Consider the following 22,667-nt stretch of genomic DNA (forward strand, 5'->3'; position numbering starts at 1 on the left):
CGGTTCGACTCGGACGGATTGGCGTGCTATCGTGCCTGTAAACGTTCTTGTAAACGTTCTCAAGAACGTTTCCCGAGCACCCTCCAATGAAGCAGGAGCAGCGCATGTCCGAGCAGCCGGCGACCGAACCGAAGCGGTCCACGCTCGTCCTCGTCGCCGAACGCGCCGGCGTCTCCATCGCATCCGTCTCCCGGGTGCTCAACGGGCAGCCCGCCTCGCCGCAGCTCGCCGAGCGCGTGCGCCGCGCGGCCGACGAGCTCGGCTACGTGCCCGACGCCAGCGCACGCACGCTCAAGACCGGACGCACCGACCAGCTCGCGCTGGCCGTGGCCGACCTCGGCAACCCGGTCTACGTCAAGATGATGCACGAGGTCGCGCGCGTCGCCGCGAAGAACGGCTACCGGCTCGTGCTCTCGTCGACCGGCAGCGACCCCGCGGACCAGATCGAACTGCTGGGCAGCCTCAACCGCGGCTTCGCCGACGGCCTGCTGCTCAGCCCGCTGCGGGTGACCGACGAGCTCGTCGCCGCGCTGCGCGGCAGCCGCATCCCGGCGGTCGTCATCGGCTCCCTCCCGCCCGGGGTCGAGGTGGACAGCGTGCGCGCCGACTCCGTCGCGGGCGTCGGCCTGGCGGTCGAGCACCTGGCGGCAGGCGGCCGCAGGCACATCGCCTTCGTCAACGGACCGGTCGACACCGTCCCGGGTGCCGCGCGGCTCGAGGGTTACCTGCGCGCGGTCGACCGGCTCGGCCTCGCGACCTCGGCCGACCTCCAGATCGCGGCCTCCGACTTCACCTACAAGGCCGGCCGCAAGGCGGCCGCGCGGCTCCTCGGCCAATGCACCCCCGACGCGATCGTCTGCGCCAACGACCTGATCGCGGTGGCCGTGCTGAAGGAGCTGACGGCACGCGGTGTGAGGGTGCCGGACGACGTCGCGGTGGTCGGGATGGACGACAGCGAGGCCGCGGAGCTGGCGAATCCGGCGCTCACCAGCGTCAACCTCGGGTCCGCCAAGCGCGCCCGCACCGCCGCGAAGCTGCTCATCCGGCGCCTGGAGAACCCCGGCGTGGCACCGCGGACGGTCGTGATCGAGCCGACCCTGGCCGTGCGCGAGTCGTCGGTCGCCGCGGCCGACCGAGCGGACGCGGGGGCGAACGCATGACCGCGACCATCGCCCCGCCCGCCGCCACGGCCCCCCAGCAGCCCCGTCGCCGTCGCCGCCGCGCGGGCGGCCCCGCCGGCGGGAGCGGCCGCGACGCCTGGCTGCTGGTGCTTCCTGCGCTCATCCCCATCGTCATCTTCAGCGTCTACCCGCTGGTGCAGGGCATCCTGCTCGGCTTCACCGACGCGCGCGCCGGGTACAACATCCCGATCACCTTCAACGGGATCGACAACTACACCAAGCTCGGCGGCAACACGCTGTTCTGGAACTCGTTCGGCATCGGCCTGCTGTGGGCGTTCAGCGTCACGATCCTGCAGTTCCTCGCCTCGCTCGGCCTCGCCCTGCTGCTCAACCTGAACCTGCGGCTGCGCTGGCTGGCCCGCACGCTCGCGCTCGTCCCGTGGGCGATGCCCCCGGTCATCATCGCCATCATGTGGCGGCTGATGCTGAACCCGAGCTACGGCCCGATCAACCAGGGTCTGCGCGCGGTCGGGCTCCCCGGCGACATCAACTGGCTGGGCAACGCGTCCATCGCCCTTCCCGCCGTCATCGTCGTCGGCGTCTGGGCCGGGATGCCGCAGACCACGATCACGCTGCTCGCCGGCCTGCAGTCGGTGCCGACGGAGCTGCACGAAGCGGCCGCGATCGACGGCGCGAGCGCGTGGCGGCGGTTCTGGCACGTGACCCTGCCGGCACTGCGCCCGGTGATCGTCGCGATCACGACCCTCGACCTGATCTGGAACTTCAACTCGTTCGCGCTCGTGTTCGTGCTCACCGCGGGCGGGCCGGGCGGCACCACCATGCTGCCGATGCTGTTCGCCTACAACGAGGCCTTCCGCTACGGGAACTTCGGTTACGCCGCCGCGATGGGCAACGTCATGGTGGTCGTCATCGCGATCTTCCTGTTCCTGTACCTGCGCGGCCAGATGAGGAGCCGGAACGCATGACCACTCTCGCCTCCGGACCCGTCAAGAGCGCCTCGGTGAAGCGCGCGCGGCTGATCTCGCGCCCGCTGCAGTACCTCGCCCTCGTGCTGTACATGATCTTCCTCGGCTTCCCGCTGCTGTTCCTGCTCACGACGGCGTTCAAGACGTCGCGCGAGCTGCAGTCGCCGAACCCGGGGTTCCTGCCGACGAGCCTCGACCTGCAGAACTTCGCCCAGGCGATCCAGAAGGCCAACCTGTTCACGGCTGCGGGCAACAGCCTCATCGTCGCCGTCTGCACGACCGTGCTGGTGACGGTCATCGCACTGCCCGCGGCCTACGCCCTCGCCCGGTTCCGCACCAAGCTGCGCGGGATCGCGACGGGGTGGATCCTGCTCAGCCAGGTCTTCCCGTTCATCCTGATCATCATCCCGCTCTTCCTCGTGCTGAAGAACATCGGGCTGATCAACAACCTGGCCGGTCTGGTGCTCGTCTACACGGTCTGGTCGCTGCCCTTCGCGCTGTGGATGCTGCAGGGCTACATCGTCGGCATCCCGGTCGAGCTGGAGGAGGCGGGCGCGATGGACGGGGCGAGCCGGTTCCGCACGCTGCGCACCATCGTGCTCCCGCTGCTGGCCCCCGGGCTCGTCGCCACCAGCCTGTTCACCTTCATCAACTCCTGGAACGAGTTCTTCTTCGCCCTCGTGCTCATCCAGGACCCGAGCCTGCAGACCCTGCCGCTCGCACTCGCCCGCTTCGTCGGGGCCGAGGGGCAGGTGCAGCTCGGACAGCTGGCCGCGGCGTCGCTGCTGGCCACGATCCCGAGCCTGATCTTCTTCCTGCTCATCCAGAAGCGTCTGACCTCCGGCCTGCTCAGCGGCGCCGTGAAGGGCTGAGACGGAACAACCCCCAACCAAGGAGAAACCATGCGCAAAGGCACCATCCGCGTGGGCGCCCTCGTCGCCGGCATCGCCGCCGCGTCGCTCGCCCTCGCCGGCTGCTCATCCTCGGGCAGCTCGGACAGCGCGAGCGGCGGGAAGGTCACGCTGACCTTCCAGTCGCTCGCCTACCAGGACACCACGGTCGCCGCGACGAAGGAGATCGTCGACTCGTGGAACAAGGCCAACCCCGACATCCAGGTGAAGCTCCAGCAGGGCAGCTGGGACAACGTCCACGACCAGCTGGTCACCCAGTTCCAGGGCGGGACCGCGCCGGACATCATCCACGACGAGTCGGCCGACATCATGGGCTTCGCCCAGCAGGGCTACCTCGCCGACCTCGGCGGCTCGCTCAGCGCCGACACCAAGAAGCAGGTGTCGAAGGACGTCTGGAAGTCGGTGACCACTCCGGACGGCAAGATCGTCGCCGCACCCACCCTCCTCCAGTCGTACGTCGTCTTCGCCAACAAGAAGGCGTTCACCGACGCGGGCGTCGCGGTGCCCACGGGCAGCACGATGAGCTGGGACGACTTCGAGTCGCTCTCCAAGAAGCTGACCGCCAACGGCAGCTTCGGCACCGGGTGGGGGCTCAAGTCGCCGACCGCGACCGTGATGAACCTCGCGCTCGGCTTCGGCGGCACCTTCTTCGACAACAAGGACGGGAAGTCGACCATCCACGTCGGCGACGACGAGCTCCAGGTGCCCAAGCGCATCAACGCCATGGCGTACGCGGACAAGTCGCTCGACCCGGTGTCGCTGACGCAGAGCGGCACGGACGTGCTGCCCGGGTTCTTCGGCGGCAAGTACGCCATGTACGTCGGCGGCAACTACGTCGCGCAGCAGATCACAGAGTCGGCGCCGAGCGGCTTCGACTGGGTCGTGCTGCCGCCGCTCGCGGGCAGCAAGGGGGCCGACCAGGCCGCCAACCCGCAGACGATGTCGGTCTCGGCTCAGAGCAAGCACATCCCGCAAGCGGCGAAGTTCATCGACTACTTCATGAAGGCAGACAACCAGGCGAAGCTCGCCGAGGGCGACTGGCTGATCCCGGCCTCCCAGGCCGCGCGCGACCAGGTCGCGAAGGACACCTCCGGCAAGAACGGCTGGGACGTCATCCTGAAGTCGGGCGACGAGCTGACCGCGGCGCCGTTCCAGGCCGCCACCAACTATCCGCAGTGGAAGGACCAGTACGCGACGCCGGCCCTGCAGAAGTACCTGGCGAACTCCATCAGCCTGGACGACCTGAAGAAGCAGCTGGCGGACGGCTGGTCGGCGGTCGGCTGACCGTCGGCGCGACGGATCGGCACACGAGAACGACGGAGTAGAGGAGAGACGATGGATGCCCTGGTGAATGCGAGCACGGGTGCGCTGGCGGGCGCGGCCGTGGGTGACGCGCTCGGAGGAGCGGCCGAGGGGAACACGCCCGAGGCGATCCAGGAGCGTTACGACGGCTTCATCCAGGGCGTCGTCCCTCCCTTCCTCGCCGACTGGCGGAACGCCCGGCCGATCGCGCCGTACCACAAGGGCGACGGTCACATCACCGACGACACCCTGATGACGACCGCGCTGGTCGAGGTGTACGACACCGTGCGCGACCACCTCGACGCGTTCGCCATCGCCGACCACCTGGTGCCGCTGCTGATCGGCGAGAAGCGCTGGATCCCGGAGTTCGAGTCGGAGGCGCTGCTGCTGCAGCGCATCTTCCTCGCCGAGAAGTGGCTGGTCGCCCGCCTGCACTACGGCCACATCGACCCGCGGGAGGCCGGGGTCGGCAACATCGTCAACTGCGGCGCGACCATGTACGCCGGTCCCGTGGGGATCGTCAACGCCGGCAACCCGGACGCCGCCTACGCGGAGGGCATCGAGATCGCCGCGCCGCACCAGTCGAGCTACGGCCGGGAGGCGGCGGGTGTGTTCGCGGCGGCCGTCGCCGAGGCGATGCGGCCGGGCGCCGACGTGGACTCCGTCGTCGCCACCGCGCTGCGGCTCGCGAAGGACGGCACGCGGGACGCGATCGAGGCGGTCGCCGAAGCGGCGTCCGGCATCTCGGACTGGCGCGGAGGACTCGCGACGCTGCGCGCGGCCGTGGAGCCGTTCGACACGGTCGGGCCGCACTACCGCGCCCCGGCGAAGGATGCCCGCATCCCGAGCCGGACGAAGTCGATCGAGGAGCTCCCGATCGCTCTGGGCATGCTCATCGCGACCGGCGGCGAGTACCGGGAGGCGGTGCTGGGCGCCGTGAACTACGGGCGCGACTCCGACTCGATCGCCGTCATGGCGGGATCCGTCGCGGGCGCGCTCGGCGGTCTCGAGGTCGTGCCCGCCGAGTGGATCGCGGCCGTGAACGAGGGCAGCAGGATCGACGTGACCGCGACGGGCCCGGTGATCGCGGACGTCGCGCGCGAGGTCTGGGCGAAGGACGCCGCCCGGGCGGGTGCGGTCGCCGCCGCCCGCTCCGCGTTCTCGCCGGTCGCCGCCGAGGCGGTGTGATGTTGCGCCTGAGCTGGACGCAACCGGAGGACCTGCTGCCGCACGCGTTCGTCGCGGCGGAGCTCGACGGGAGGGATGCGGCCGACCTGCGCGAGCGCTGGATCGCCGCGGGCGGCGCCCCGACCGCGCCGGTGAACGGTGCGACCCCGCAGCCGGCACCGGAGCAGCTGCGCCGGCTGGCGCGCGACCTGCTCGCCGAGCTGGACGGGCGTCCCGACCCGGCGGAGCTGGTCGCGGCGGAGCCGGACGACCTGGAGGCGATCCTGGCCGCCGCTCCCGCGGCCGCCGGGACGCAGACGGCGGGATCGGCGCCCATGGGGTCGGCCGGCACGGACGCCTACGCCGACCGCGTGCTCGGCGCGTGGCGCGGCCGCGCCGCCGGCTGCCTGCTCGGCAAGCCCGTCGAGAAGCTCCCGCTCGAGGGCATCCGTGCCATCGCCCGCTCGACGGGCAACTGGCCGATCGCGTCCTACTTCACGGCCGTCGGCCTCGATCCGGAGATCGCCGCACGCTACCCCTGGAACCGGCGCAGCCGGCCGACCAGCCTGGTCGAGAACATCGACGGGATGCCGGAGGACGACGACCTCAACTTCCCGCTCATCGCGTTGCAGCTGCTGGAGTCCGCGGGCCGCGCGTTCACCACGGACGCCGTGGCGCAGGCCTGGCTCGACGCGCTGCCCGGCGGTCGCGTCTTCACCGCCGAGCGGATCACCTACCGCAACCTCCTCGACGGGTACGAGCCGGAGGTCGCGGGCCGGGTGCGGAACCCGTTCCGCGACTGGATCGGCGCGCAGATCCGCACGGACGTGTACGGCTGGGCGACGCCCGGCGACCCGGTCGCGGCCGCCCGGCTCGCGTGGGCGGACGCGCGGCTCAGCCACGGGAGGAACGGCGTCTACGGCGCCATGTTCGCGGCGGCGGCGTGCAGCGCGGCGGTGGCGGGAGCATCCCTCGACCGCGTGCTCGACGCCGGCCTCTCGGTGGTGCCCTCGGGCAGCCGGTATGCGGCCGCGGTGACGCGCGGCGCGGAGCTGGGCGCCTCCGACCTGGACGACGAGGCGGCGGTGGATGCGCTGCACGCCGAGTTCGGCCACCTGCACTGGGTGCACGTGCTCAACAATGCAGCACTGCTCGCCTTCGCGCTGACCCGCGGCGGCGGCGCCTTCGAGCGCACGATCGCGCTGGCCGTCTCGGGCGGCTGGGACACCGACTCCGTCGGCGCGACGGCCGGCTCGATCGCCGGTGCGCTGACGGGCGCCACAGGACTGCCGGAGCGCTGGATCGCGCCGCTGCACGACCGCCTGGCCACCTCCGTCCCGGGCTTCTCGGACGTGCGGTTCTCCGAACTCGCCCGCCGCACGGAGGCGGTGGCCGCATGACCACGGCTGTCGTCGGCAGCGCCAACCTCGACCTCGTGTACCGGGTCGAGCGCATCCCGTCGCCGGGGGAGACCGTGCTCGCCGTGTCGTCGGACGCCGTCCCGGGCGGCAAGGGCAACAACCAGGCCGTCGCGGCGGCCCGGGCCGGCGCCGAGGTGACCTTCGTCGTCGCCCTCGGGCGCGATGCCGCGGGGGACCGGCTGGCCGCCGAGGCGCGCGTCGCCGGCGTCCGCGTGCTCGACCGGCGGGTGGACGCCCCGACCGGGACCGCCCTCATCACGGTGGATGCCGCGGGCGAGAACAGCATCGTGGTCGACTCCGGAGCGAACGCACGGCTGAGCGGGCTGACCGCCGGCGAACGGGACGCCGTGACGGCGGCCGACGTGCTGCTGCTGCAGCTCGAGACGCCGCTGGAGACGGTCGCGGAGGCGGCCGCTCTCGCCCGGGCGGCAGGCACCCTGGTCGTGCTCAACGCCGCACCGGTACGCCAGTTGCCCGACGAGCTGCTCGACAGCGTCGACCTCCTCGTGGTCAACGAGCACGAAGCCGGGCTGCTGGCGCCGGCGGCCGCGTCGCCGCAGGAGGCGGCCCAGGCCCTGGCCGGCGCTCGGCGCGCCGTCGTCCTGACCCTCGGCGGCGACGGCAGTCTCGTCGTCGTCCCCGGCGCCGAGCCCGCCGCCGTCCCCGCGCACCGCGTCGAGGTGGTCGACACCACCGGCGCGGGCGACACCTTCTGCGGCGCCCTCGCCGCCGAGCTCGACCGCTCCGGGTTCGTCGCGGGTCGCGCGAAGGGCACCGCGACACGCGACCTTCGCGGCGCCACGGCGCTCGGCGCCCTCGTGTCCGCCGCCCGGTTCGCGTCGGCCGCAGGCGCGCTGTCGGTGCAGCGCGCGGGGGCCGTCCCGTCCATCCCCACGCTCGAGGAGATCCGTGCTCTCATCGCCGACCGCTGACCCCGACGAGGCCAGCACCAACCGGTTCGACCCGCTCGTCCCGCGGCCGATCGACCTGCCGACCGCGCTGCCCGCGGACGGGCGCATCGCGCCCGAGACCGGCGACATCGCGAAGGTGTTCGCCGCGCCCGACGACCCCGCCGACTGGCCGGCCTGGCGGGCCGGTCTGGCCGCGTGGCGCGCCGAGGCCTGTGAGCGGATCGGGTACACGGGCGAGCTGTACGACCGGCCCGAGACCCGCTGGGCGCAGACCGCCTACGCCGTCGCCCAGGTGTGGCTGTGGGACGACCGGCTGTTCGACCACGACCGGCAGGAGTTCACCGTCGACGGCTTCCTCGACGCCGTCGCCGCCCAGGGCGGCCTCGACGGCGTCGTGCTGTGGCACGCGTATCCCGTCATCGGGATCGACGACCGCAACCAGTTCGACTACTACCGGGACGTGCCGGGGCTGCAGGCCGTGATCGACCGGTTGCACGAGCGCGGGCTCCGCGTCTTCGTCGACTACAACCCGTGGGACACCGGCACCCGCCGGTCCGCGCGTCCCGACGCCGAGGAGCTCGCCGCGCTGGTGGAGGAGTTCGGCGTCGACGGGGTGTTCCTGGACACGATGAAGGAGGGCGACTCGGCCCTGGTCGCGGCCCTGCTCGCAACCCGGCCGCCGCAGGTGCTCGAAGGCGAGTCGCGGGTCCCGAACCAGCGCATCCAGGACCACCAGCTCAGCTGGGCGCAGTGGTTCGCCGACTCCGCGGCGCCGGGCGTCATGCGTGCCCACTGGTTCGAGCGCCGCCACATGATGCACGGCGTGCGGAGGTGGAACCGCGACCACAGCGACGAGCTGCAGGCGGCGTGGATGAACGGCACCGGCATCCTGGTCTGGGATGCGGTGTTCGGCGTCTGGGTCGGCTGGAACCCGCGCGACGAGTCGACGCTGCGGCGCATGCTGCGGGCGCAGCGGGCGCTGAGCGACCTGCTCGTCGCGGGGGAGTGGGCTCCGCTGGAGGGGGCGACGGCCGAGGCGATCGCCGCCGGGGTGTACGTCTCGCGCTGGAGCCTCGACGGGACGACCCTGTGGACGATCGTGAACCGCGGCGACGCCGACTGGCGCGGCGACCCGTTGGCCGCGACCCTGCCGGCGGGCGCCCGGCGGCACGAGGTGACCGCCGGCGTCCGGGACGCGCGCGAGGTGACCGTGCCGGCTCGCGGCATCGCCGGGGTGCTGGAGCTGGCGCCCGGTACGGCCGAACCGGAACGGCTGGCGGCGCTGCTCGCCGAGGCCGCCGCCGACCCGGGGTCCGCGGATGCGGCCTTCCCGGCGCGCGAGGCGGTCCGGTTGCGCCCGACCGCTGCGCCGGCCGCCGTGATCCCGCCCGACGCCGTCCGCGTCGAGCCCGGCTCCCGTCGCCTCGAGGTCACCTACCGGCGGCGCGAGACCGGCTTCTACCAGGGCGCTCCGTACGTCGAGGAGTGGAAACCGCTGCCTCCGCGACTGCACGACGACCGCGCCGAGACCGTGGAGGCGACCATCGCGCGGCCGGTCGCCGTGGGGGCACGCGAGGTGTCGATCGCCGAGTTCCGGGCGTTCCTGGACGCGACCGGCTACCGTCCGGCCGTGGGCCACCGCTTCCTGGTGGGGACGGAGGACGCATCGCCCGACGCTCCCGTGACCGGCGTCTCCCTCGCCGACGCGCGCGCCTACGCCGCCTGGGCCGGCGCCCGCCTGCCGGACGAGTTCGAGTGGCAGCTGGCGGCGACGGCCGGGCTCGAGCGACGCGAGCCGGCCGTCTGGAACCTCACCGAGAGCGAGCACGACGACGGCATCACGCGGTTCGTCATGCTCAAGGGCGGCTCCGCCCATCGCACCACCGGTTCCGACTGGTACGTCGACGGCGGCGTGCAGGCGCCCTCCTTCAGCCTCAAGTACCTGCTGCCGGGGCTCGGCGTCGAACGCTCCTCGCAGATCGGGTTCCGGCTGGCCTGGGATGCGGAGGAGAGCCGATGACCGCCCCGCTCGACGGCGTCCGGGTGCTGGACGTGTCCACCCTCTTCGCCGGACCGCTCGCCGCGACCTTCCTCGGCGACTACGGCGCCTCCGTCATCAAGGTCGAGCATCCGACGCGCCCCGACGCGGCCCGCGGGCACGGGCCGGCCAAGGACGGCGTCAATCTGTGGTGGAAGACGCTTGGCCGCAACAAGCGCACGGTCACCGTCGACCTCGGCAAGCCCGAGGGCGCCGAGCTGCTGCTCGCGCTGGCGGCCGAGGCGGACGTCCTGATCGAGAACTTCCGCCCCGGCACGCTCGAGCGCTGGGGCCTCGCGCCCGAGCGGCTGCACGAGGCCAACCCCCGGCTGGTGATCGCGCGCGTGACCGCGTTCGGGCAGACCGGGCCGTACTCGTCGCGTCCCGGCTTCGGCAGCCTGGCGGAGGCGATGAGCGGGTTCGCCGCGCTCACCGGCGAGCCGGACGGGCCGCCCACCCTGCCGCCCTTCGGCCTCGCCGACGGGATCGCCGCGCTCAGCTGCGCGTACGCCGTCACGGTGGCGCTGCGGGCGGCGGAGCGGGACGGCCGCGGGCAGGTGATCGACCTGGCGATCATCGAGCCCATCCTGATGCTGCTCGGGGGCCAGATCACCGCCTACGACCAGCTCGGCCTGGTGCAGCCGCGCACCGGCAACCGCTCGGTCAACAACGCGCCGCGCAACGTCTACCGCACGGCCGACGGCGACTGGGTGGCCGTGTCGACGAGCTCGCAGTCGATCGCCGAGCGGGTGATGCGCCTGGTCGGCCGAGAGGACGTGGTGGCGGAGCCCTGGTTCGCGACCGGCCACGCCCGCGCCGAGCACGCCGACGAGCTCGACGCGGCGGTCGGCGGCTGGATCGCCGCACGTCCGACCCCCGAGGTGATCGCCGCGTTCGAGGAGGCGCAGGCGGCGATCGCCCCGGTCTACGACGTGCGCGGCATCCTCGCCGACCCGCAGTACCGCGCCCTGGGGACCGTGCAGACGGTCCCCGACGACGAGCTCGGGCCGGTGAAGATGCAGAACGTGCTGTTCCGCCTGTCGGAGACCCCGGGCGCCATCCGCTGGGCGGGCCGCAGGCACGGTCAGGACACGGACGACGTGCTCGCCGAGATCGGCGTCACGCCCGAGCAACTGGCGGCGCTGCGGGAACGGGGGATCGTGTGACCGCGACCACGGCCCTCTACGTGCCCGGCGACCGCCCCGACCGCTTCGACAAGGCCGTCGCCGCCGGGCCGGACATCGTCATCCTCGACCTGGAGGACGCGGTCGCGCCGGGCGCGAAGGAGGCGGCGCTCGACGCGGTCGCCTCGTGGCTCGCCGCGCGGGTCACGCCCGGTCCCGCCATCCAGGTGCGGGTCAACCGCGGTGCCGACCACGAGCTCGCCGCCCTCACCGCGACGCGCGCGGACATCGGCCTGCGGCTGCCCAAGGTCGAGTCGGCCGCCGAACTCGACCGTGTCGCGGCGCTCGCGCCCGGCGTGCCGCTGACCGCCCTGGTGGAGTCGGCCCTCGGCGTCGAGCGCGCGTTCGAGCTGGCCTCGCATCCGGCCGTGGTGGCCCTCGGCGCGGGGGAGGCCGACCTGGCCGCCGAGCTCGGCACCCGCGACCCGGCCGTCGTCAACCACCTGCGGCTGCGGCTGCTGGTCGCGGCGCGCGCCGCCGGACTGCCCGCACCGATGCTCGCTGCCTACCCCGGCATCCGCGACCTCGACGGGCTGCGCGCCGACACCGAACGCGGACGCCGGCTCGGCTGGCACGGCCGGTCGGCCGTGCACCCGGCGCAGTTGGCGGTCATCCGCGAGGTGTTCCTGCCGCGCGAGGACGAGGTCGCCTGGGCGCGGGCGGTGCTGGAGGCGCTCGCCGCCGCCGGCGGCGTCGCGACGCTGGCGGACGGGCAGATGGTGGACGCGGCCATGGCCGCCCGGGCACGAGCGATCCTGGACCGATGAGCGGGGCGCCGCGCTGGGCCGCCCTGCCGAGCGCGGCCCTCGGGGAGGAGCTGCGGTTCCTGCTGCGGGTCCCCGCGGACCCGGGGCCGCATCCGCTCACGGTGCTGCTGCACGGCCGGGGAGACACGGCGGAGAGCTGGGCGCCGGTCTTCGACGACCTCCCGCCGGGCGTCGTCGTCATCCCGGACGCGCCCTGGCTCGGCCGCGCCGGCTACTGGGTCGACTCCGCAGCCCCGGGAGGCCGGGCGATCGAGAGCGCGATCGTCGGCGACCTGCTCCCGGCGCTCGAGGACGGTCTCCCGCTGGATCGGGACCGGGCGGCGAGGACGGTCGCGGGGTACTCGATGGGCGGGGCGGGGGCCGTGCGGCTCGGGCTCGCGCATCCCGCGCACTTCGGAACGGTCGCCGCGCTCAGCCCGGCCGTGTACGACCCGGACCCGCCGGAGGGCTCGTCGGCACGGGACTCCGGCGCCTTCGGCACGGCCGCCGTCCGCTACGACCCTGAGGTCTACCAGCGGCGGGGGTACCGGGCCTCGCTCGCGCGCCACCCGGCGGGTCTTCCGGTGCGGCTGCTCGTCGCGGTCGGGGACGCCGAGCCGCCGCACCCCGGCGCGACGGCCGGCGCCGCCGTGGCGGCCCAGGCGGCCGCGCTGGTCCACCACGCGTCACGGGTGCCCGGCATCCACGCGACGCTCCGCACGTTCCCCGGCGGTCACGGCTGGGAGACGTGGCGCCCGGCATTCCGCTGGGCTCTGACGACGGACGAGGGGACGCCGCCCGCCGCGTGCACGGATGCGGGGCTCAGCGCAGCACGCGATAGCTGAGGTGCGCCACCTCGGGCGTGACCCGCTGCCGGATCAGCTCCAGGTCGAGCGGAGGCACCCGGTCGAAGACGCGCTCGCCGCCGCCCAGCGTGAGCGGGACGATGTGCAGGCGCAGCTCATCCACGATGCCCGCCCAGAGCGCCTGGTTGAGCGTCTCCGCCCCTCCCGCGATCGCCACGTCGGCGTCGCCCGCGTGCTCGCGCGCCTGGTCCACCGCCGAGTGGATGCCGTCGGTCACGAAGTGGAACGTCGTCCCGACGGTCTCCAGCGGCTCCCGGGCGTAGTGCGTGAGCACGAAGACCGGAGCATGGTACGGCGACTCGTCGCCCCACCAGCCGTGCCAGTCGCCGAACGGCTCGCCGGGCGCCGGCCACTCGTCGCGGACCGGGCCGAACATGTTCCGGCCCATGACGTAGGCGCCCGCCGAGGTGATCGCCTCGATCTCCTCGGTGTGCTCGTCGGCGTAGGCGAACATCCACGTGTGCAGGCGCTCGGTGTCGCCCTCGCCGAGCGGATGCTCCAGCGACTGGTTGGGTCCGGCGGCGAAGCCGTCGAGCGAGATCCCGATGTCGGCAGTGACGATTCCCATGCCCGCAGGGTAGTCCCGCAGGGCGGTCAGGCGCGCTCGACCTTGTCGAGCATCCCCCAGACCGCCTCGCTGAGCTCCGGATGCTCCAGCGCGATGCGCCGAAGCACGCCGTACTCGAACCGGGCGAAGACGTCGCGGCCGGCCGCGGGGTGGTGCGCCCTGGACTGCTCCTCGGCCAGGTCGAACGCATCGATGGCGACCGCGCGGAGGGAGATGACGACCTGCTCGTCGACGCTCGGGAGGTCGGGGATGAACTGCCACGGATCCTCTCCGGCGCGGCAGCGGTGCTCGATGATCGCGGAGAGCTCGTCGCGCGCCTGCTGGCGGAGCAGCTCGATGCTGCGCGGCACATGCTCGGTCATCTCGCGCCCTCCTTCCCCGGGTCGTGGACGGGCTTCGCACCGTGCGCCGGGCTCCCTCGCCCGCGCGGTGGGTTCAGCCTAGGCGTTGGGACCGACAGCCGCGAATCCGGGTGTAACGGACGGTCTGCGCCTCACTCGGTGCGTGCGAGCAGGTACGCGTTGAGGTCGGCCGTGAGGGCCGCATCCACCGGGTACTCGCGCCCGTCGAGGTGCGTCACCGGGGCGGCCTGCCGGACGCTGGAGACCAGCCAGAGCGCGTCGGAGGCGACCACCTCGTCGAGGGTGAGCGGGGCGAACTCGGTGCGGAGGCCGCGCTCGGCGAAGAAGTCGAACACGGCCGCCTGGGTCGTGCCGGCGAGGATGCCCTGGTCGGTGTTCGGGGTGCGCACGACGCCGTCGGTGAGGGTGACGACGTTGGAGGTCGGCCCCTCCAGCGCGTAGCCGTCGCTGCTGACGAACAGCACGTCGTCGGCGCCGCGGCGCACCGCCTCGCGCTGCGCCGCCCGGTTGACCGCGTACGACAGCGTCTTGGCACCGGCGAGCAGCCACGGCGAGGTCTCGGCCACGTCGTGGCGCAGGCCGCGATCGAGCGTGACCACGCGGATGCCGAGCCGCGCCTGCGAGAAGTCCTCGCCGGCATCCACGAACAGCCAGCCGCTCGGGCGGCCCTCGCCCTCCACGCCGCGGGAGTAGATCAGCTTCGCGAACAGCTCGGCGTCGGCGCCGCCGTTGCGGGTCAGGTAGTCGGCGACGCCCGCGCGCACCGCCTCCCGCCACACGTCGGTCGCCGGGGCGGGCAGGTCGAGCAGGGCGGCGGAGTGCGCCAGCCGGGCGAGGTGCGGCTCGAGCGCCTGCGGGTGCCCGCCGATCACGGCGATCGTCTCGAACACGCCGTCGCCGCGGGTGACCGACAGGTCGGTGATGCGCACCTGGGGCGCGTCGAAGTCGGCGACGACGTAGCCGGGGTCGCCCGGCTCGGGGGTCCCGGTGGGCGAGGTGATGGTCAGCAGGGTGGCACGCGTCATGCGACCATTCTCCACGCCGCCGGGTCAGGCCGTCTCGTGGATGCGGAACGCGTCGTCGTCGCCACGCGTCTCCGCCTCCGAGATGGTGACGCTCTCGACGTTCGCGCCCGGCGGACCCGCCCGCAGCCAGTCGAGCATGCGCTCCACCTGCTCCGGCTCGCCCTCGACCTCGGCCTCCACGGTGCCGTCCCTGCGGTTGCGCGCCCAGCCGGTCACGCCGAGGCGCTGCGCGGCCTCCCGCGCGCCCCACCGGAACCCGACGCCCTGCACGTCGCCGGCGACGATCGCTCTCCTGCGGATCACGACCCCATTCTGCTCCTGCTTCAATGAAAGGCATGAGCGAACCCGCCGACCGCATCCCCGACCTCCGCGCCGACCTGATCGCCGCGGGCCTCACCGTCGACCGTCTGACCGGGTTGTGGGGCCAGGAGGCGGCGGAGGCGCTGCACCGCGGGCAGCGGGTCCCGGCCGAGCGGGCGCTCGCGCGGCGGGAGCCGTCGGCGCTCGCGACGCTGGCCCGGCTGTTCGTGCTCGGGCGTCCGGTCGCGCGCGTCGAGGCGGAGACGGCCCTCCCACGGCTCGGGGTCGGCGGCGCGCAGGCGCTCGGGCTGGTCGCGGCCGCCGCGGACACGGTGACCGCCGCGGTCGACCTGCGCCCGTACAGCTTCGTGGATGCGGCGGGCCCGGCCGACTGGTGGATCGTCTCCGACCTCGGCGAGCTCGCCCTCGGCCACGCGCTGCCGGAGGACCACGTGCTCGGGGTCGGCGGCGCCTCCCTGACCCTGAGCGGACTGATGCTGCAGCGCACGGTCGACAGCGCGCTCGACCTCGGCACGGGATGCGGCATCCAGGCCATGCACGCCGCGCGTCACGCCCGGCGCGTGGTGGCGACCGACATCTCCGAGCGCGCCCTGCGGCTCGCCGCCCTCAACCTGGCGCTCAACGAGATCGACGGGGTCGAGCTGCGCCTCGGGAGCATGTTCGATCCGGTCGCCGGAGAGCGGTTCGACCACATCGTCTCCAACCCGCCGTTCGTGATCACGCCGCGGACCGAGGGCGTTCCGGCATACGAGTACCGGGACGGCGGCATGGTCGGCGACGGGCTGGTCGCGTCGTTCGTCCGCGGCTGCGCGGAGCACCTCACCGAGGGCGGTGTCGCCCAGCTGCTCGGCAACTGGGAGTACCGCGGCGCCGGCGACGGCCTGGAGCGCGTACGGGAGTGGGTGGATGCGTCCCCGGAGCCGCTGGACGCCTGGGTGATCGAGCGCGACGTCGAGGACGACATCCGGTACGCCGAGACCTGGATCCGCGACGGCGGCACCCGGCCGGGCACGCCCGACTTCGAGCGGCTGCTCGGCGCCTGGCTCGACGACTTCGCCGAGCGGGACGTGCGCTCGGTCGGCTTCGGCTACCTGCTGCTGCGCCGGACGGCCGGCGTGCCGACCCTGCGCCGGTTCGAGCGGCTGCACGGCTCGCTCGGCGCCAACGAGGCCGGCCTCGGCGTGCACCTCGGGGAGGCGCTCGCCGCCCACGACCTGCAGGCCGCCCTCGACGACGACGCGCTGGCGCGGCTGCGGCCGGTCGTGTCGGGAGACGTGACCGAGGAGCGGCACCTGTGGCCGGGGGCGGACGCGCCGACGGCGATCCTGCTGCGGCAGGGCGGCGGCTTCGGCCGGGTCGTCTCCGCCGACACGGGCCTCGCGGCCCTCGTCGGCGCCTGCGACGGCGAGCTGGCGGTCGGCGCGATCGTCGCCGCGCTCGCCCAGCTCCTCGAGGTCGACGAGCTCGCTCTCCGCGCCGACCTCCTCCCCGCCACCCGCGCCCTCCTCACCGACTGCTTCCTGCGCGCCTGACCCCCCCACCGTCGAGTCCGCGAAGACTGCACGCTCGCACGGCGTGTCGCGTGCAGTCTTTGCGGACTCGACGGCGGGCGGATGGTGCGGGAGGCGGGTTGATTGCGAGGGCGGGTTCTGCGACGATGCAATTGCTGAACGATTGTTCGGTAATTCGTGGCGTCGAGGGAGAGGGCACGATGGCGGAGGCCTACCTGGTCGACGGGGTACGCACGCCGGTCGGCCGCTACGGCGGCGCGCTGGCGGGGGTCCGGCCCGACGACCTCGCGGCGCTCGTGGTCGGCGAGGTGGTCCGCCGCGCGGGCGTCCCGGGCGACGCACTCGACGAGGTCGTGCTCGGCGCGGCCAATCAGGCCGGTGAGGACAACCGCAACGTCGCCCGGATGGCCGTCCTGCTCGCCGGGCTCCCCGACGAGGTCCCCGCGCTGACCGTCAACCGGCTCTGCGCCTCGGGCCTGACCGCCGTCATCCAGGCCGCGCAGGGCATCCGCGCCGGCGACGCCGACCTCGTCGTCGCGGGCGGCGTCGAGTCGATGACCCGCGCTCCCTGGGTGCAGGGCAAGCCTGAACGGGCGTACGCCAAGCCCGGCCCGCAGTACGACACGTCGATCGGCTGGCGCTTCACCAACCCCCGGCTGCTGGAGCGCGACAAGGCGACTTACACGATGCCCGAGACGGCGGAGGAGGTCGCCAGGATCGACGGGATCGGCCGCGAGGACGCCGACGCCTTCGCCGTGCAGAGCCACCGGCGGGCGGCCGCGGCGGCCGACGCGGGCCGTTTCGACGCCGAGCTGCTCGCGGTCAATACCCCCGCGGGCCCCGTCGCGGCCGACGAGGGCATCCGGCGCGACACCAGCCTGGAGGCGCTCGCGCGGCTGAAGCCCGTCGTCCCCGGAGGCTCCGTCGTCACCGCGGGCAACGCCTCCCCGCTCAACGACGGCGCCTCGGCGATCGTCGTGGCGAGCGCGGAGGCGGTCGAGCGCCACGGGCTGCGGCCGCGCGCCCGGATCGTCGCCGCGGCGAGCGCCGGGGTCGCCCCGGAGGTCATGGGGCTCGGCCCGGTGCCCGCAACGCAGAAGGCGCTGGCGCGCGCCGGCCTCGACGTCTCCGACCTCGGCGCGGTCGAGCTCAACGAGGCGTTCGCCAGCCAGGCACTGGCCTGCATCCGCCGACTCGGCCTCGACCCCGCGACGGTGAACGCCGACGGGGGCGCGATCGCCCTCGGCCATGCGCTCGGGTCGAGCGGCTCGCGCATCCTGGTCACCCTCCTCGGCCGGATGGAGCGCGAGGGCGCCCGCCACGGCCTCGCCACCATGTGCGTCGGTGTCGGCCAGGGCACCTCCCTGATCGTGGAGGCGGTATGAGCGGCACCCGCAGTCTCACGGTCGACGAGCTCCCCGACCGCGTGGTGGTGACCCTCGACCGGCCGGAGCGGCGCAACGCGATCGACCAGCGGATGGTGGACGAGCTGCATGACGTGTGCGCGTCCCTGGAGCGCGAGCCGCGCATCCTGATCCTCACCGGTTCCGGCGGAGTCTTCGCCTCGGGCGCCGACATCGCCCAACTGCGCGAGCGCACCGCCGCCGACGCCGCGCTCGGCATCAACGACTCCGTCTTCACCCGCATCGCCGACCTGCCCATGCCGGTCATCGCCGCGCTCGACGGCTACGCGCTGGGCGGAGGGGCCGAGCTCGCGTACGCCGCCGACCTGCGCATCGGCACGCCGCGGCTGCGCATCGGCAACCCGGAGACCGGCCTCGGGATCATCGCGGCCGCCGGTGCGCTCTGGCGGCTCCCCGCGCTCGTCGGGCTGCCGCTCGCGACCGAGCTCGTGCTGACCGGCCGCATCCTGACCGGCGAGGAGGCCCTGGCCGCTGGCCTGGTGTCGTCGGTGCACGAGCCGGACGACCTGCTCGCCGCCGCCCACGCCCTCGCCGACCGGATCGCCGCCAACGACCCGCTCGCCACCCGGCACACCAAGCGCGTGCTGCGGGAGCCCGCCGGCCGCCACCCCGCTGCCGAGCGGGAGGCGCAGGCCGAGCTGTTCGACTCCCCGGAGAAGCACCGGAGGATGACCGAGTTCCTGGAGCGGAGGAGACGCCCGTGAACGAAGCGGCACTTCCCGAGCGCGTCGCCGTCATCGGCGGCGGACGGATGGGCGCGGGCATCGCGCACGCCTTCCTCATGGCGGGCGCTGAGGTCGTCGTCATCGAGCGGGACGCGTCGGCCGCGGCCGAGGCACGCGACCGCATCCTCGCGGCGGTGGAGGCCAGCGTCCGCCGCGGCGCCGCGACGCCCGACCCCGAGCGCCTGCTGGTGACCGTGACGTGGGAGGCGCTGAATGGCGCGGGCCTCGCCGTCGAGGCGGTGCCCGAGCTGGTCGGCCTCAAGCGCGAGGCCCTGCAGCGGGCGGAGGACCTGCTCCCGGTGGATGCGGTGCTCGCGACCAACACCTCGTCCCTGTCGATCGACGTGCTGGCCGAGGGGCTGCAACGGCCGGGCGCGTTCCTCGGGATGCACTTCTTCAATCCCGTGCCCGCGTCCACCCTCGTCGAACTGGTCACCGGCACCGCGACCGCGCCGACCGCCGCCGAGGCCGCCGAGCGCTGGATCCGCGCGATCGGCAAGACGCCGATCACAGTGCGCGACTCCCCCGGCTTCGCCTCGTCGCGGCTCGGCGTGCTGCTGGGGCTCGAGGCGATCCGGATGGTGGAGGACGGCGTCGCGACGCCAGAGGACATCGACACGGCGATGACGCTCGGCTACAAGCATCCGGTCGGCCCGCTCCGGCTCACCGACATCGTCGGGCTGGATGTGCGGCTCGACATCGCCGAGTACCTCTCGCGCGAGCTCGGCCCGCGGTTCGAGCCGCCGGAGCTGCTGCGGCGGATGGTCGCCGAGGGGATGCTCGGGCGGAAGTCGGGCCGCGGCTTCTACGACTGGACCGAGGGCGACGCACCGGGCGGCGCTCCGGATGCCCCCGACGGGCCTATCGCTCCGGGGCGTCGATGATGAGGTTGGTGATGCGCGCCGTGCAGAGCCGGTTGCCCTCCTCGTCGGTGATGACGATCTCGTGCGACGCGATCGTGCGGCCGAGCCGGATCGCCGTCGCGACGCCCGTCACGAGCCCCGAGCGCGCCGACCGGTGGTGCGTCGCGTTGATGTCGACGCCGACCGCGCTGCGCCCCGGACCCGCGTGGATGACGGCCGCCCACGACCCCAGCGCCTCCGCGAACGCCACCGACGCCCCGCCGTGCAGCAGCCCGAACGACTGGCGGTTGCCCTCGACGGGCATGGTCGCGACCACGCGCTCCGCCGACTGCTCCAGGATGCGCACGCCCATCTTCGTGTCGAGCTCACCCAGTTCGATCGTCCAGTCGCCGTCGGCCATGCCGCCAGCTTACGCATCCACCCGCCCCTCGATCTGAAGGAGCCCATCCATGATCCTGCCCAGCTACCTCCGCGATGGATGGTGGACGCCCGACACCGAGGACGGCGCGGCCGACGTGCTCGACGCCTCCACCGGCCAGCTCATCACCCGCGTCAGCACAGCCGGCCTCGACCTCGCCGCCGCGCTGGAGCACGCCAGGACCGTGGGCCAGCGCTCACTCGGCGAGCTGACCTTCCACCAGCGCGCACTGCTGCTGAAGCAGCTCGCCCAGGCCCTCACCGAGCGGAAGGACGAGCTGTACGCGCTGTCCGCTCAGGCCGGCGCCACCCGGGCCGACGCCTGGATCGACGTCGACGGCGGCATCGGCGCCCTGTTCACCTACGGGTCGAAGGGCCGCCGCGAGCTCCCGAACGCGCAGGTCGTGCTCGACGGGCCGGCGGAGTCGCTGTCGAAGGACGGCAGCTTCCTCGGCCGGCACGTCTACACGCGGCTGCCGGGCGTCGCGGTGCAGATCAACGCGTTCAACTTCCCGGTATGGGGGATGCTGGAGAAGTTCGGCCCGTCGTTCCTCGCTGGGATGCCGACCCTGGTGAAGCCGGCGACCCCGACCGCGTTCATCGCCGAGGCGGCGGTGCGGATCATGGTCGACTCCGGTCTGCTCCCGGCGGGCACGCTGCAGCTCGTCTCCGGGTCGGTGCCGGGCCTCTTCGACCACCTGCGGCTCGGCGACCTGGTCGCGTTCACCGGGTCGGCGTCCACGGCGGAGCAGCTGAAGGCGCACGACGCCGTGCAGACCGGCGGCGTGCGGTTCACGAGCGAGACCGACTCCATCAACGCCTCGGTGCTCGGGCCGGACGCGGTGACCGGGACGCCCGAGTTCGACGCGTACGTGAAGGGGCTCGTGGTCGAGCTGACGGCCAAGTCGGGCCAGAAGTGCACGGCCATCCGGCGGGCGATCGTGCCGGCGCCGCTCGTGGACGACGTGGTCGCCGCCGTGCGCGACCGGATCGCGGCGCGCGTGGTCGTCGGCGACCCGCGCGCGGAGGGCGTGACCATGGGGCCGCTCGCGTCGCGCACCCAGCGCGACGAGGTGCTGCGGCAGGTCGCGCGGCTGGTCGCCGCCGGCGGCGAGCTGGTGCTCGGCGGCCTCGACCAGCCCACGGTGACGCACGCCGACGGCACGGCCGGGGTCGCGCCGGAGGGCGCGTTCGTCGCTCCTATGCTGCTCCGCTTCGCCGACGCGTGGACACCCGAGGCGCACACCGTCGAGGCGTTCGGGCCCGTTGCCAGCGTGCTCGCGTACGAGGACGCTGAGGAGGCGGTCCAGCTGGTGGTGCGCGGCGGCGGTTCGCTGGTCACCAGCGTCGCGACGCACGACCCCGCGTTCGCGCGTACCTTCGTGCTCGGCTCGGCTGCGTACAACGGCCGCATCCTGGTGCTCGACCGCGACGACGCGCGCACCTCCACCGGCCACGGCTCGCCCATGCCGCACCTCGTGCACGGAGGACCGGGACGCGCGGGCGGCGGCGAGGAGCTCGGCGGCATCCGGGCGGTGCTCAATCACATGCAGCGGACGGCGCTGCAGGGCTCCCCCGACCAGCTGACCGCGATCACCGGGGTGTGGCACCCGGGCGCTGCGGTGTCGGCGGAAGGGCCGCATCCGTTCCGCAAGTCGCTGGCGACGCTGCGCATCGGCGACCAGGTGCAGTCGGGGCCGCGGCGGGTGAGCCTCGACGACATCGAGGAGTTCGCGACCTTCACCGGCGACACCTTCTATGCGCACATGGATGAGGAGGCCGCCGCCGCGAACCCGTTCTTCCCGGGCCGGGTGGCGCACGGCTACCTGCTGGTGTCGTGGGCGGCCGGGCTGTTCGTCGACCCCGAGCCGGGCCCGGTGCTCGCCAACTACGGCCTGGAGGATCTCCGGTTCTTGACGCCGGTCGTGCCCGGGGACAGCATCCGGGTCGCCCTGACCGCGAAGCAGATCACGCCGCGCGAGACGGACGACTACGGCGAGGTGCGCTGGGACGCCCGCATCCTCAACCAGCGCGACGAGCTCGTCGCCACCTACGACGTGCTCACCCTCGTCGCCAAGTAGCCGCCCCCAGCCATCAGCTCCTGAGTTCTTCGACCGAACCGCGGCGCGTCGCTTGAAGAACTCAGGAGCTGATGGCTTGGGCGGCACCCCGGGTCAGCGGAGGGCGAGGGCGAGGATGGTGTCGGCGAGGTCGTCGGGGGTGAGCGGGCCCTCGGGGGTGTACCACTCGGTGAGCGAGTTGATCATGCCGAAGAGGAGGCGCGCGACGACGGCCGGGTCGGCGTCGGCGCGCAGGGAGCCCTCGGCTCGCGCCTCCGCGACGAGCGCGGCGACCGCGTGGTCGAACGCGCGCCGTCGCTCCAGCGCCGACCGCTCCACCTCGGTGTTGCCGCGCACGCGCAGCAGCAGCGTCACGTACGGGAGCCGGTCGGCGAGCACACGCACCGCGCCACGCAGCACGTACGCGAGCCGGTCCGCCGCTGTGCCTGTCTCGGCCTCCGGAGCCCGCAGCACGCCCTCCAGCCCGTCGAGCGCCTCGTCGAGCGCGAGCCCGAGCAGCTCGTCCTTCGACGAGACGTGGTGGTAGATCGCCGACTTCGACAGCCCCAGCCGGTCGGCGAGCATCCCGATCGACGTCGCGTCGTACCCGTGCTCGTTGAACGCGGCCACCGCGACCTCGAGGATGCCGCGCTGGTCGTAGCCGGGGCGGCCGCGCCGCAGGACGTCGGTCATGCGCCCAGTCTGGCACGGCGGCCCCGATCCGGCATATACTGACCG

22 protein-coding genes are annotated in these 22,667 nt (G+C 73.6%); 16 read left to right on the plus strand and 6 right to left on the minus strand.

The window, feature by feature from the left end; all coding sequences use genetic code 11:
* Positions 1–104 precede the first annotated feature (104 nt).
* Genes HNO83_RS15465 through HNO83_RS15515 form a run of 11 tightly spaced genes read left to right on the plus strand, consistent with a single transcriptional unit; the run spans position 105 to position 12,632 of the window.
* Positions 105–1,160 carry a LacI family DNA-binding transcriptional regulator gene (locus tag HNO83_RS15465; RefSeq protein WP_175338414.1) on the plus strand — a complete coding sequence of 352 codons (1,056 nt, stop codon included), beginning with the start codon at positions 105–107 and terminating at the stop codon, positions 1,158–1,160.
* Positions 1,157–2,107 (plus strand): carbohydrate ABC transporter permease, encoded by a 951-nt coding sequence (locus HNO83_RS15470; RefSeq protein ID WP_175338415.1) that lies wholly within the window; start codon positions 1,157–1,159, stop codon positions 2,105–2,107. The genes HNO83_RS15465 and HNO83_RS15470 overlap by 4 nt, the downstream gene beginning before the upstream one ends.
* Positions 2,104–2,979, plus strand: coding sequence for a carbohydrate ABC transporter permease (locus HNO83_RS15475; RefSeq protein ID WP_175338416.1), 876 nt, complete (start codon positions 2,104–2,106; stop codon positions 2,977–2,979). Before HNO83_RS15470 ends, HNO83_RS15475 begins: the two co-directional genes overlap by 4 nt.
* Before the next feature lie 30 nt (positions 2,980–3,009).
* The gene (locus tag HNO83_RS15480) at positions 3,010–4,302 is read left to right on the plus strand and encodes an ABC transporter substrate-binding protein (RefSeq protein ID WP_175338417.1); all 1,293 of its coding nucleotides are present in this window, start codon (positions 3,010–3,012) and stop codon (positions 4,300–4,302) included.
* 51 nt (positions 4,303–4,353) lie between these two features.
* The gene (locus HNO83_RS15485; protein WP_175338418.1) at positions 4,354–5,508 is read left to right on the plus strand and encodes an ADP-ribosylglycohydrolase family protein; all 1,155 of its coding nucleotides are present in this window, start codon (positions 4,354–4,356) and stop codon (positions 5,506–5,508) included.
* Positions 5,508–6,887 (plus strand): ADP-ribosylglycohydrolase family protein, encoded by a 1,380-nt coding sequence (locus HNO83_RS15490; protein WP_175338419.1) that lies wholly within the window; start codon positions 5,508–5,510, stop codon positions 6,885–6,887. Before HNO83_RS15485 ends, HNO83_RS15490 begins: the two co-directional genes overlap by 1 nt.
* A complete protein-coding gene (locus tag HNO83_RS15495) occupies positions 6,884–7,840 on the plus strand; it encodes a ribokinase (protein WP_175338420.1) in 957 nt (318 codons plus the stop codon). Before HNO83_RS15490 ends, HNO83_RS15495 begins: the two co-directional genes overlap by 4 nt.
* On the plus strand, positions 7,818–9,839 hold the full coding sequence (locus HNO83_RS20455) for an SUMF1/EgtB/PvdO family nonheme iron enzyme (RefSeq protein WP_175338421.1): 2,022 nt from the start codon (positions 7,818–7,820) through the stop codon (positions 9,837–9,839). Before HNO83_RS15495 ends, HNO83_RS20455 begins: the two co-directional genes overlap by 23 nt.
* Positions 9,836–11,023, plus strand: a complete 1,188-nt coding sequence (locus HNO83_RS15505; RefSeq protein WP_175338422.1) for a CaiB/BaiF CoA transferase family protein — start codon at positions 9,836–9,838, stop codon at positions 11,021–11,023. Before HNO83_RS20455 ends, HNO83_RS15505 begins: the two co-directional genes overlap by 4 nt.
* On the plus strand, positions 11,020–11,808 hold the full coding sequence (locus HNO83_RS15510; protein ID WP_175338423.1) for an HpcH/HpaI aldolase/citrate lyase family protein: 789 nt from the start codon (positions 11,020–11,022) through the stop codon (positions 11,806–11,808). Before HNO83_RS15505 ends, HNO83_RS15510 begins: the two co-directional genes overlap by 4 nt.
* A complete protein-coding gene (locus HNO83_RS15515; protein ID WP_175338424.1) occupies positions 11,805–12,632 on the plus strand; it encodes an alpha/beta hydrolase in 828 nt (275 codons plus the stop codon). The genes HNO83_RS15510 and HNO83_RS15515 overlap by 4 nt, the downstream gene beginning before the upstream one ends.
* On the opposite strand, the gene HNO83_RS15520 is transcribed toward HNO83_RS15515, so the two are convergent.
* The 4 genes from HNO83_RS15520 to HNO83_RS15535 form a co-directional block, all read right to left on the minus strand.
* Positions 12,610–13,221 carry a dihydrofolate reductase family protein gene (locus HNO83_RS15520; protein WP_175338425.1) on the minus strand — a complete coding sequence of 204 codons (612 nt, stop codon included), beginning with the start codon at positions 13,219–13,221 and terminating at the stop codon, positions 12,610–12,612. The two genes, HNO83_RS15515 and HNO83_RS15520, sit on opposite strands and share 23 nt — an antisense overlap.
* A 26-nt stretch (positions 13,222–13,247) precedes the next feature.
* A complete protein-coding gene (locus HNO83_RS15525; RefSeq protein WP_175338426.1) occupies positions 13,248–13,583 on the minus strand; it encodes a hypothetical protein in 336 nt (111 codons plus the stop codon).
* Between the two features lie 131 nt (positions 13,584–13,714).
* Positions 13,715–14,608, minus strand: coding sequence for an aminodeoxychorismate lyase (locus HNO83_RS15530; RefSeq protein ID WP_175338427.1), 894 nt, complete (start codon positions 14,606–14,608; stop codon positions 13,715–13,717).
* Between the two features lie 24 nt (positions 14,609–14,632).
* On the minus strand, positions 14,633–14,911 hold the full coding sequence (locus tag HNO83_RS15535; RefSeq protein ID WP_175338428.1) for an acylphosphatase: 279 nt from the start codon (positions 14,909–14,911) through the stop codon (positions 14,633–14,635).
* Between the two features lie 32 nt (positions 14,912–14,943).
* Here HNO83_RS15535 and HNO83_RS15540 point away from each other — a divergent pair, with 32 nt between their 5' ends.
* The 4 genes from HNO83_RS15540 to HNO83_RS15555 all read left to right on the plus strand — a co-directional run bounded on the left by HNO83_RS15540 (position 14,944) and on the right by HNO83_RS15555 (position 19,473).
* A complete protein-coding gene (locus HNO83_RS15540) occupies positions 14,944–16,461 on the plus strand; it encodes a DUF7059 domain-containing protein (RefSeq protein WP_175338429.1) in 1,518 nt (505 codons plus the stop codon).
* A gap of 179 nt (positions 16,462–16,640) precedes the next feature.
* Entirely contained in the window at positions 16,641–17,825 is a 1,185-nt protein-coding gene (locus HNO83_RS15545) for a thiolase family protein (protein ID WP_175338430.1), read from the plus strand.
* Entirely contained in the window at positions 17,822–18,568 is a 747-nt protein-coding gene (locus HNO83_RS15550) for an enoyl-CoA hydratase/isomerase family protein (protein ID WP_175338431.1), read from the plus strand. Before HNO83_RS15545 ends, HNO83_RS15550 begins: the two co-directional genes overlap by 4 nt.
* Entirely contained in the window at positions 18,565–19,473 is a 909-nt protein-coding gene (locus tag HNO83_RS15555) for a 3-hydroxyacyl-CoA dehydrogenase family protein (RefSeq protein WP_175338432.1), read from the plus strand. The genes HNO83_RS15550 and HNO83_RS15555 overlap by 4 nt, the downstream gene beginning before the upstream one ends.
* On the opposite strand, the gene HNO83_RS15560 is transcribed toward HNO83_RS15555, so the two are convergent.
* Positions 19,451–19,852, minus strand: a complete 402-nt coding sequence (locus tag HNO83_RS15560) for a PaaI family thioesterase (protein ID WP_175338433.1) — start codon at positions 19,850–19,852, stop codon at positions 19,451–19,453. The two genes, HNO83_RS15555 and HNO83_RS15560, sit on opposite strands and share 23 nt — an antisense overlap.
* Before the next feature lie 49 nt (positions 19,853–19,901).
* Between HNO83_RS15560 and paaZ the strand changes: the two genes are divergently transcribed.
* Positions 19,902–21,950 (plus strand): phenylacetic acid degradation bifunctional protein PaaZ, encoded by a 2,049-nt coding sequence (paaZ, locus tag HNO83_RS15565; RefSeq protein WP_175338434.1) that lies wholly within the window; start codon positions 19,902–19,904, stop codon positions 21,948–21,950.
* Between the two features lie 93 nt (positions 21,951–22,043).
* On the opposite strand, the gene HNO83_RS15570 is transcribed toward paaZ, so the two are convergent.
* Positions 22,044–22,622: a TetR/AcrR family transcriptional regulator gene (locus tag HNO83_RS15570; RefSeq protein ID WP_175338435.1), complete on the minus strand. Its 579-nt coding sequence runs from the start codon at positions 22,620–22,622 to the stop codon at positions 22,044–22,046.
* Between the last annotated feature and the right edge of the window lie 45 nt (positions 22,623–22,667).

Source organism: Leifsonia sp. C5G2, from assembly GCF_013359685.1.
GTDB lineage: Bacteria > Actinomycetota > Actinomycetes > Actinomycetales > Microbacteriaceae > Leifsonia.

Coding starts and splice junctions, on each gene's coding strand:
- HNO83_RS15465 (WP_175338414.1), top strand. CDS start 105: ATGTCCGAGCAGCCGGCGACCGAACCGAAGCGGTCCACGCTCGTCCTC.
- HNO83_RS15470 (WP_175338415.1), top strand. CDS start 1,157: ATGACCGCGACCATCGCCCCGCCCGCCGCCACGGCCCCCCAGCAGCCC.
- HNO83_RS15475 (WP_175338416.1), top strand. CDS start 2,104: ATGACCACTCTCGCCTCCGGACCCGTCAAGAGCGCCTCGGTGAAGCGC.
- HNO83_RS15480 (WP_175338417.1), top strand. CDS start 3,010: ATGCGCAAAGGCACCATCCGCGTGGGCGCCCTCGTCGCCGGCATCGCC.
- HNO83_RS15485 (WP_175338418.1), top strand. CDS start 4,354: ATGGATGCCCTGGTGAATGCGAGCACGGGTGCGCTGGCGGGCGCGGCC.
- HNO83_RS15490 (WP_175338419.1), top strand. CDS start 5,508: ATGTTGCGCCTGAGCTGGACGCAACCGGAGGACCTGCTGCCGCACGCG.
- HNO83_RS15495 (WP_175338420.1), top strand. CDS start 6,884: ATGACCACGGCTGTCGTCGGCAGCGCCAACCTCGACCTCGTGTACCGG.
- HNO83_RS15505 (WP_175338422.1), top strand. CDS start 9,836: ATGACCGCCCCGCTCGACGGCGTCCGGGTGCTGGACGTGTCCACCCTC.
- HNO83_RS15515 (WP_175338424.1), top strand. CDS start 11,805: ATGAGCGGGGCGCCGCGCTGGGCCGCCCTGCCGAGCGCGGCCCTCGGG.
- HNO83_RS15520 (WP_175338425.1), bottom strand. CDS start 13,221: ATGGGAATCGTCACTGCCGACATCGGGATCTCGCTCGACGGCTTCGCC.
- HNO83_RS15525 (WP_175338426.1), bottom strand. CDS start 13,583: ATGACCGAGCATGTGCCGCGCAGCATCGAGCTGCTCCGCCAGCAGGCG.
- HNO83_RS15530 (WP_175338427.1), bottom strand. CDS start 14,608: ATGACGCGTGCCACCCTGCTGACCATCACCTCGCCCACCGGGACCCCC.
- HNO83_RS15540 (WP_175338429.1), top strand. CDS start 14,944: ATGAGCGAACCCGCCGACCGCATCCCCGACCTCCGCGCCGACCTGATC.
- HNO83_RS15545 (WP_175338430.1), top strand. CDS start 16,641: ATGGCGGAGGCCTACCTGGTCGACGGGGTACGCACGCCGGTCGGCCGC.
- HNO83_RS15550 (WP_175338431.1), top strand. CDS start 17,822: ATGAGCGGCACCCGCAGTCTCACGGTCGACGAGCTCCCCGACCGCGTG.
- HNO83_RS15560 (WP_175338433.1), bottom strand. CDS start 19,852: ATGGCCGACGGCGACTGGACGATCGAACTGGGTGAGCTCGACACGAAG.
- paaZ (WP_175338434.1), top strand. CDS start 19,902: ATGATCCTGCCCAGCTACCTCCGCGATGGATGGTGGACGCCCGACACC.
- HNO83_RS15570 (WP_175338435.1), bottom strand. CDS start 22,622: ATGACCGACGTCCTGCGGCGCGGCCGCCCCGGCTACGACCAGCGCGGC.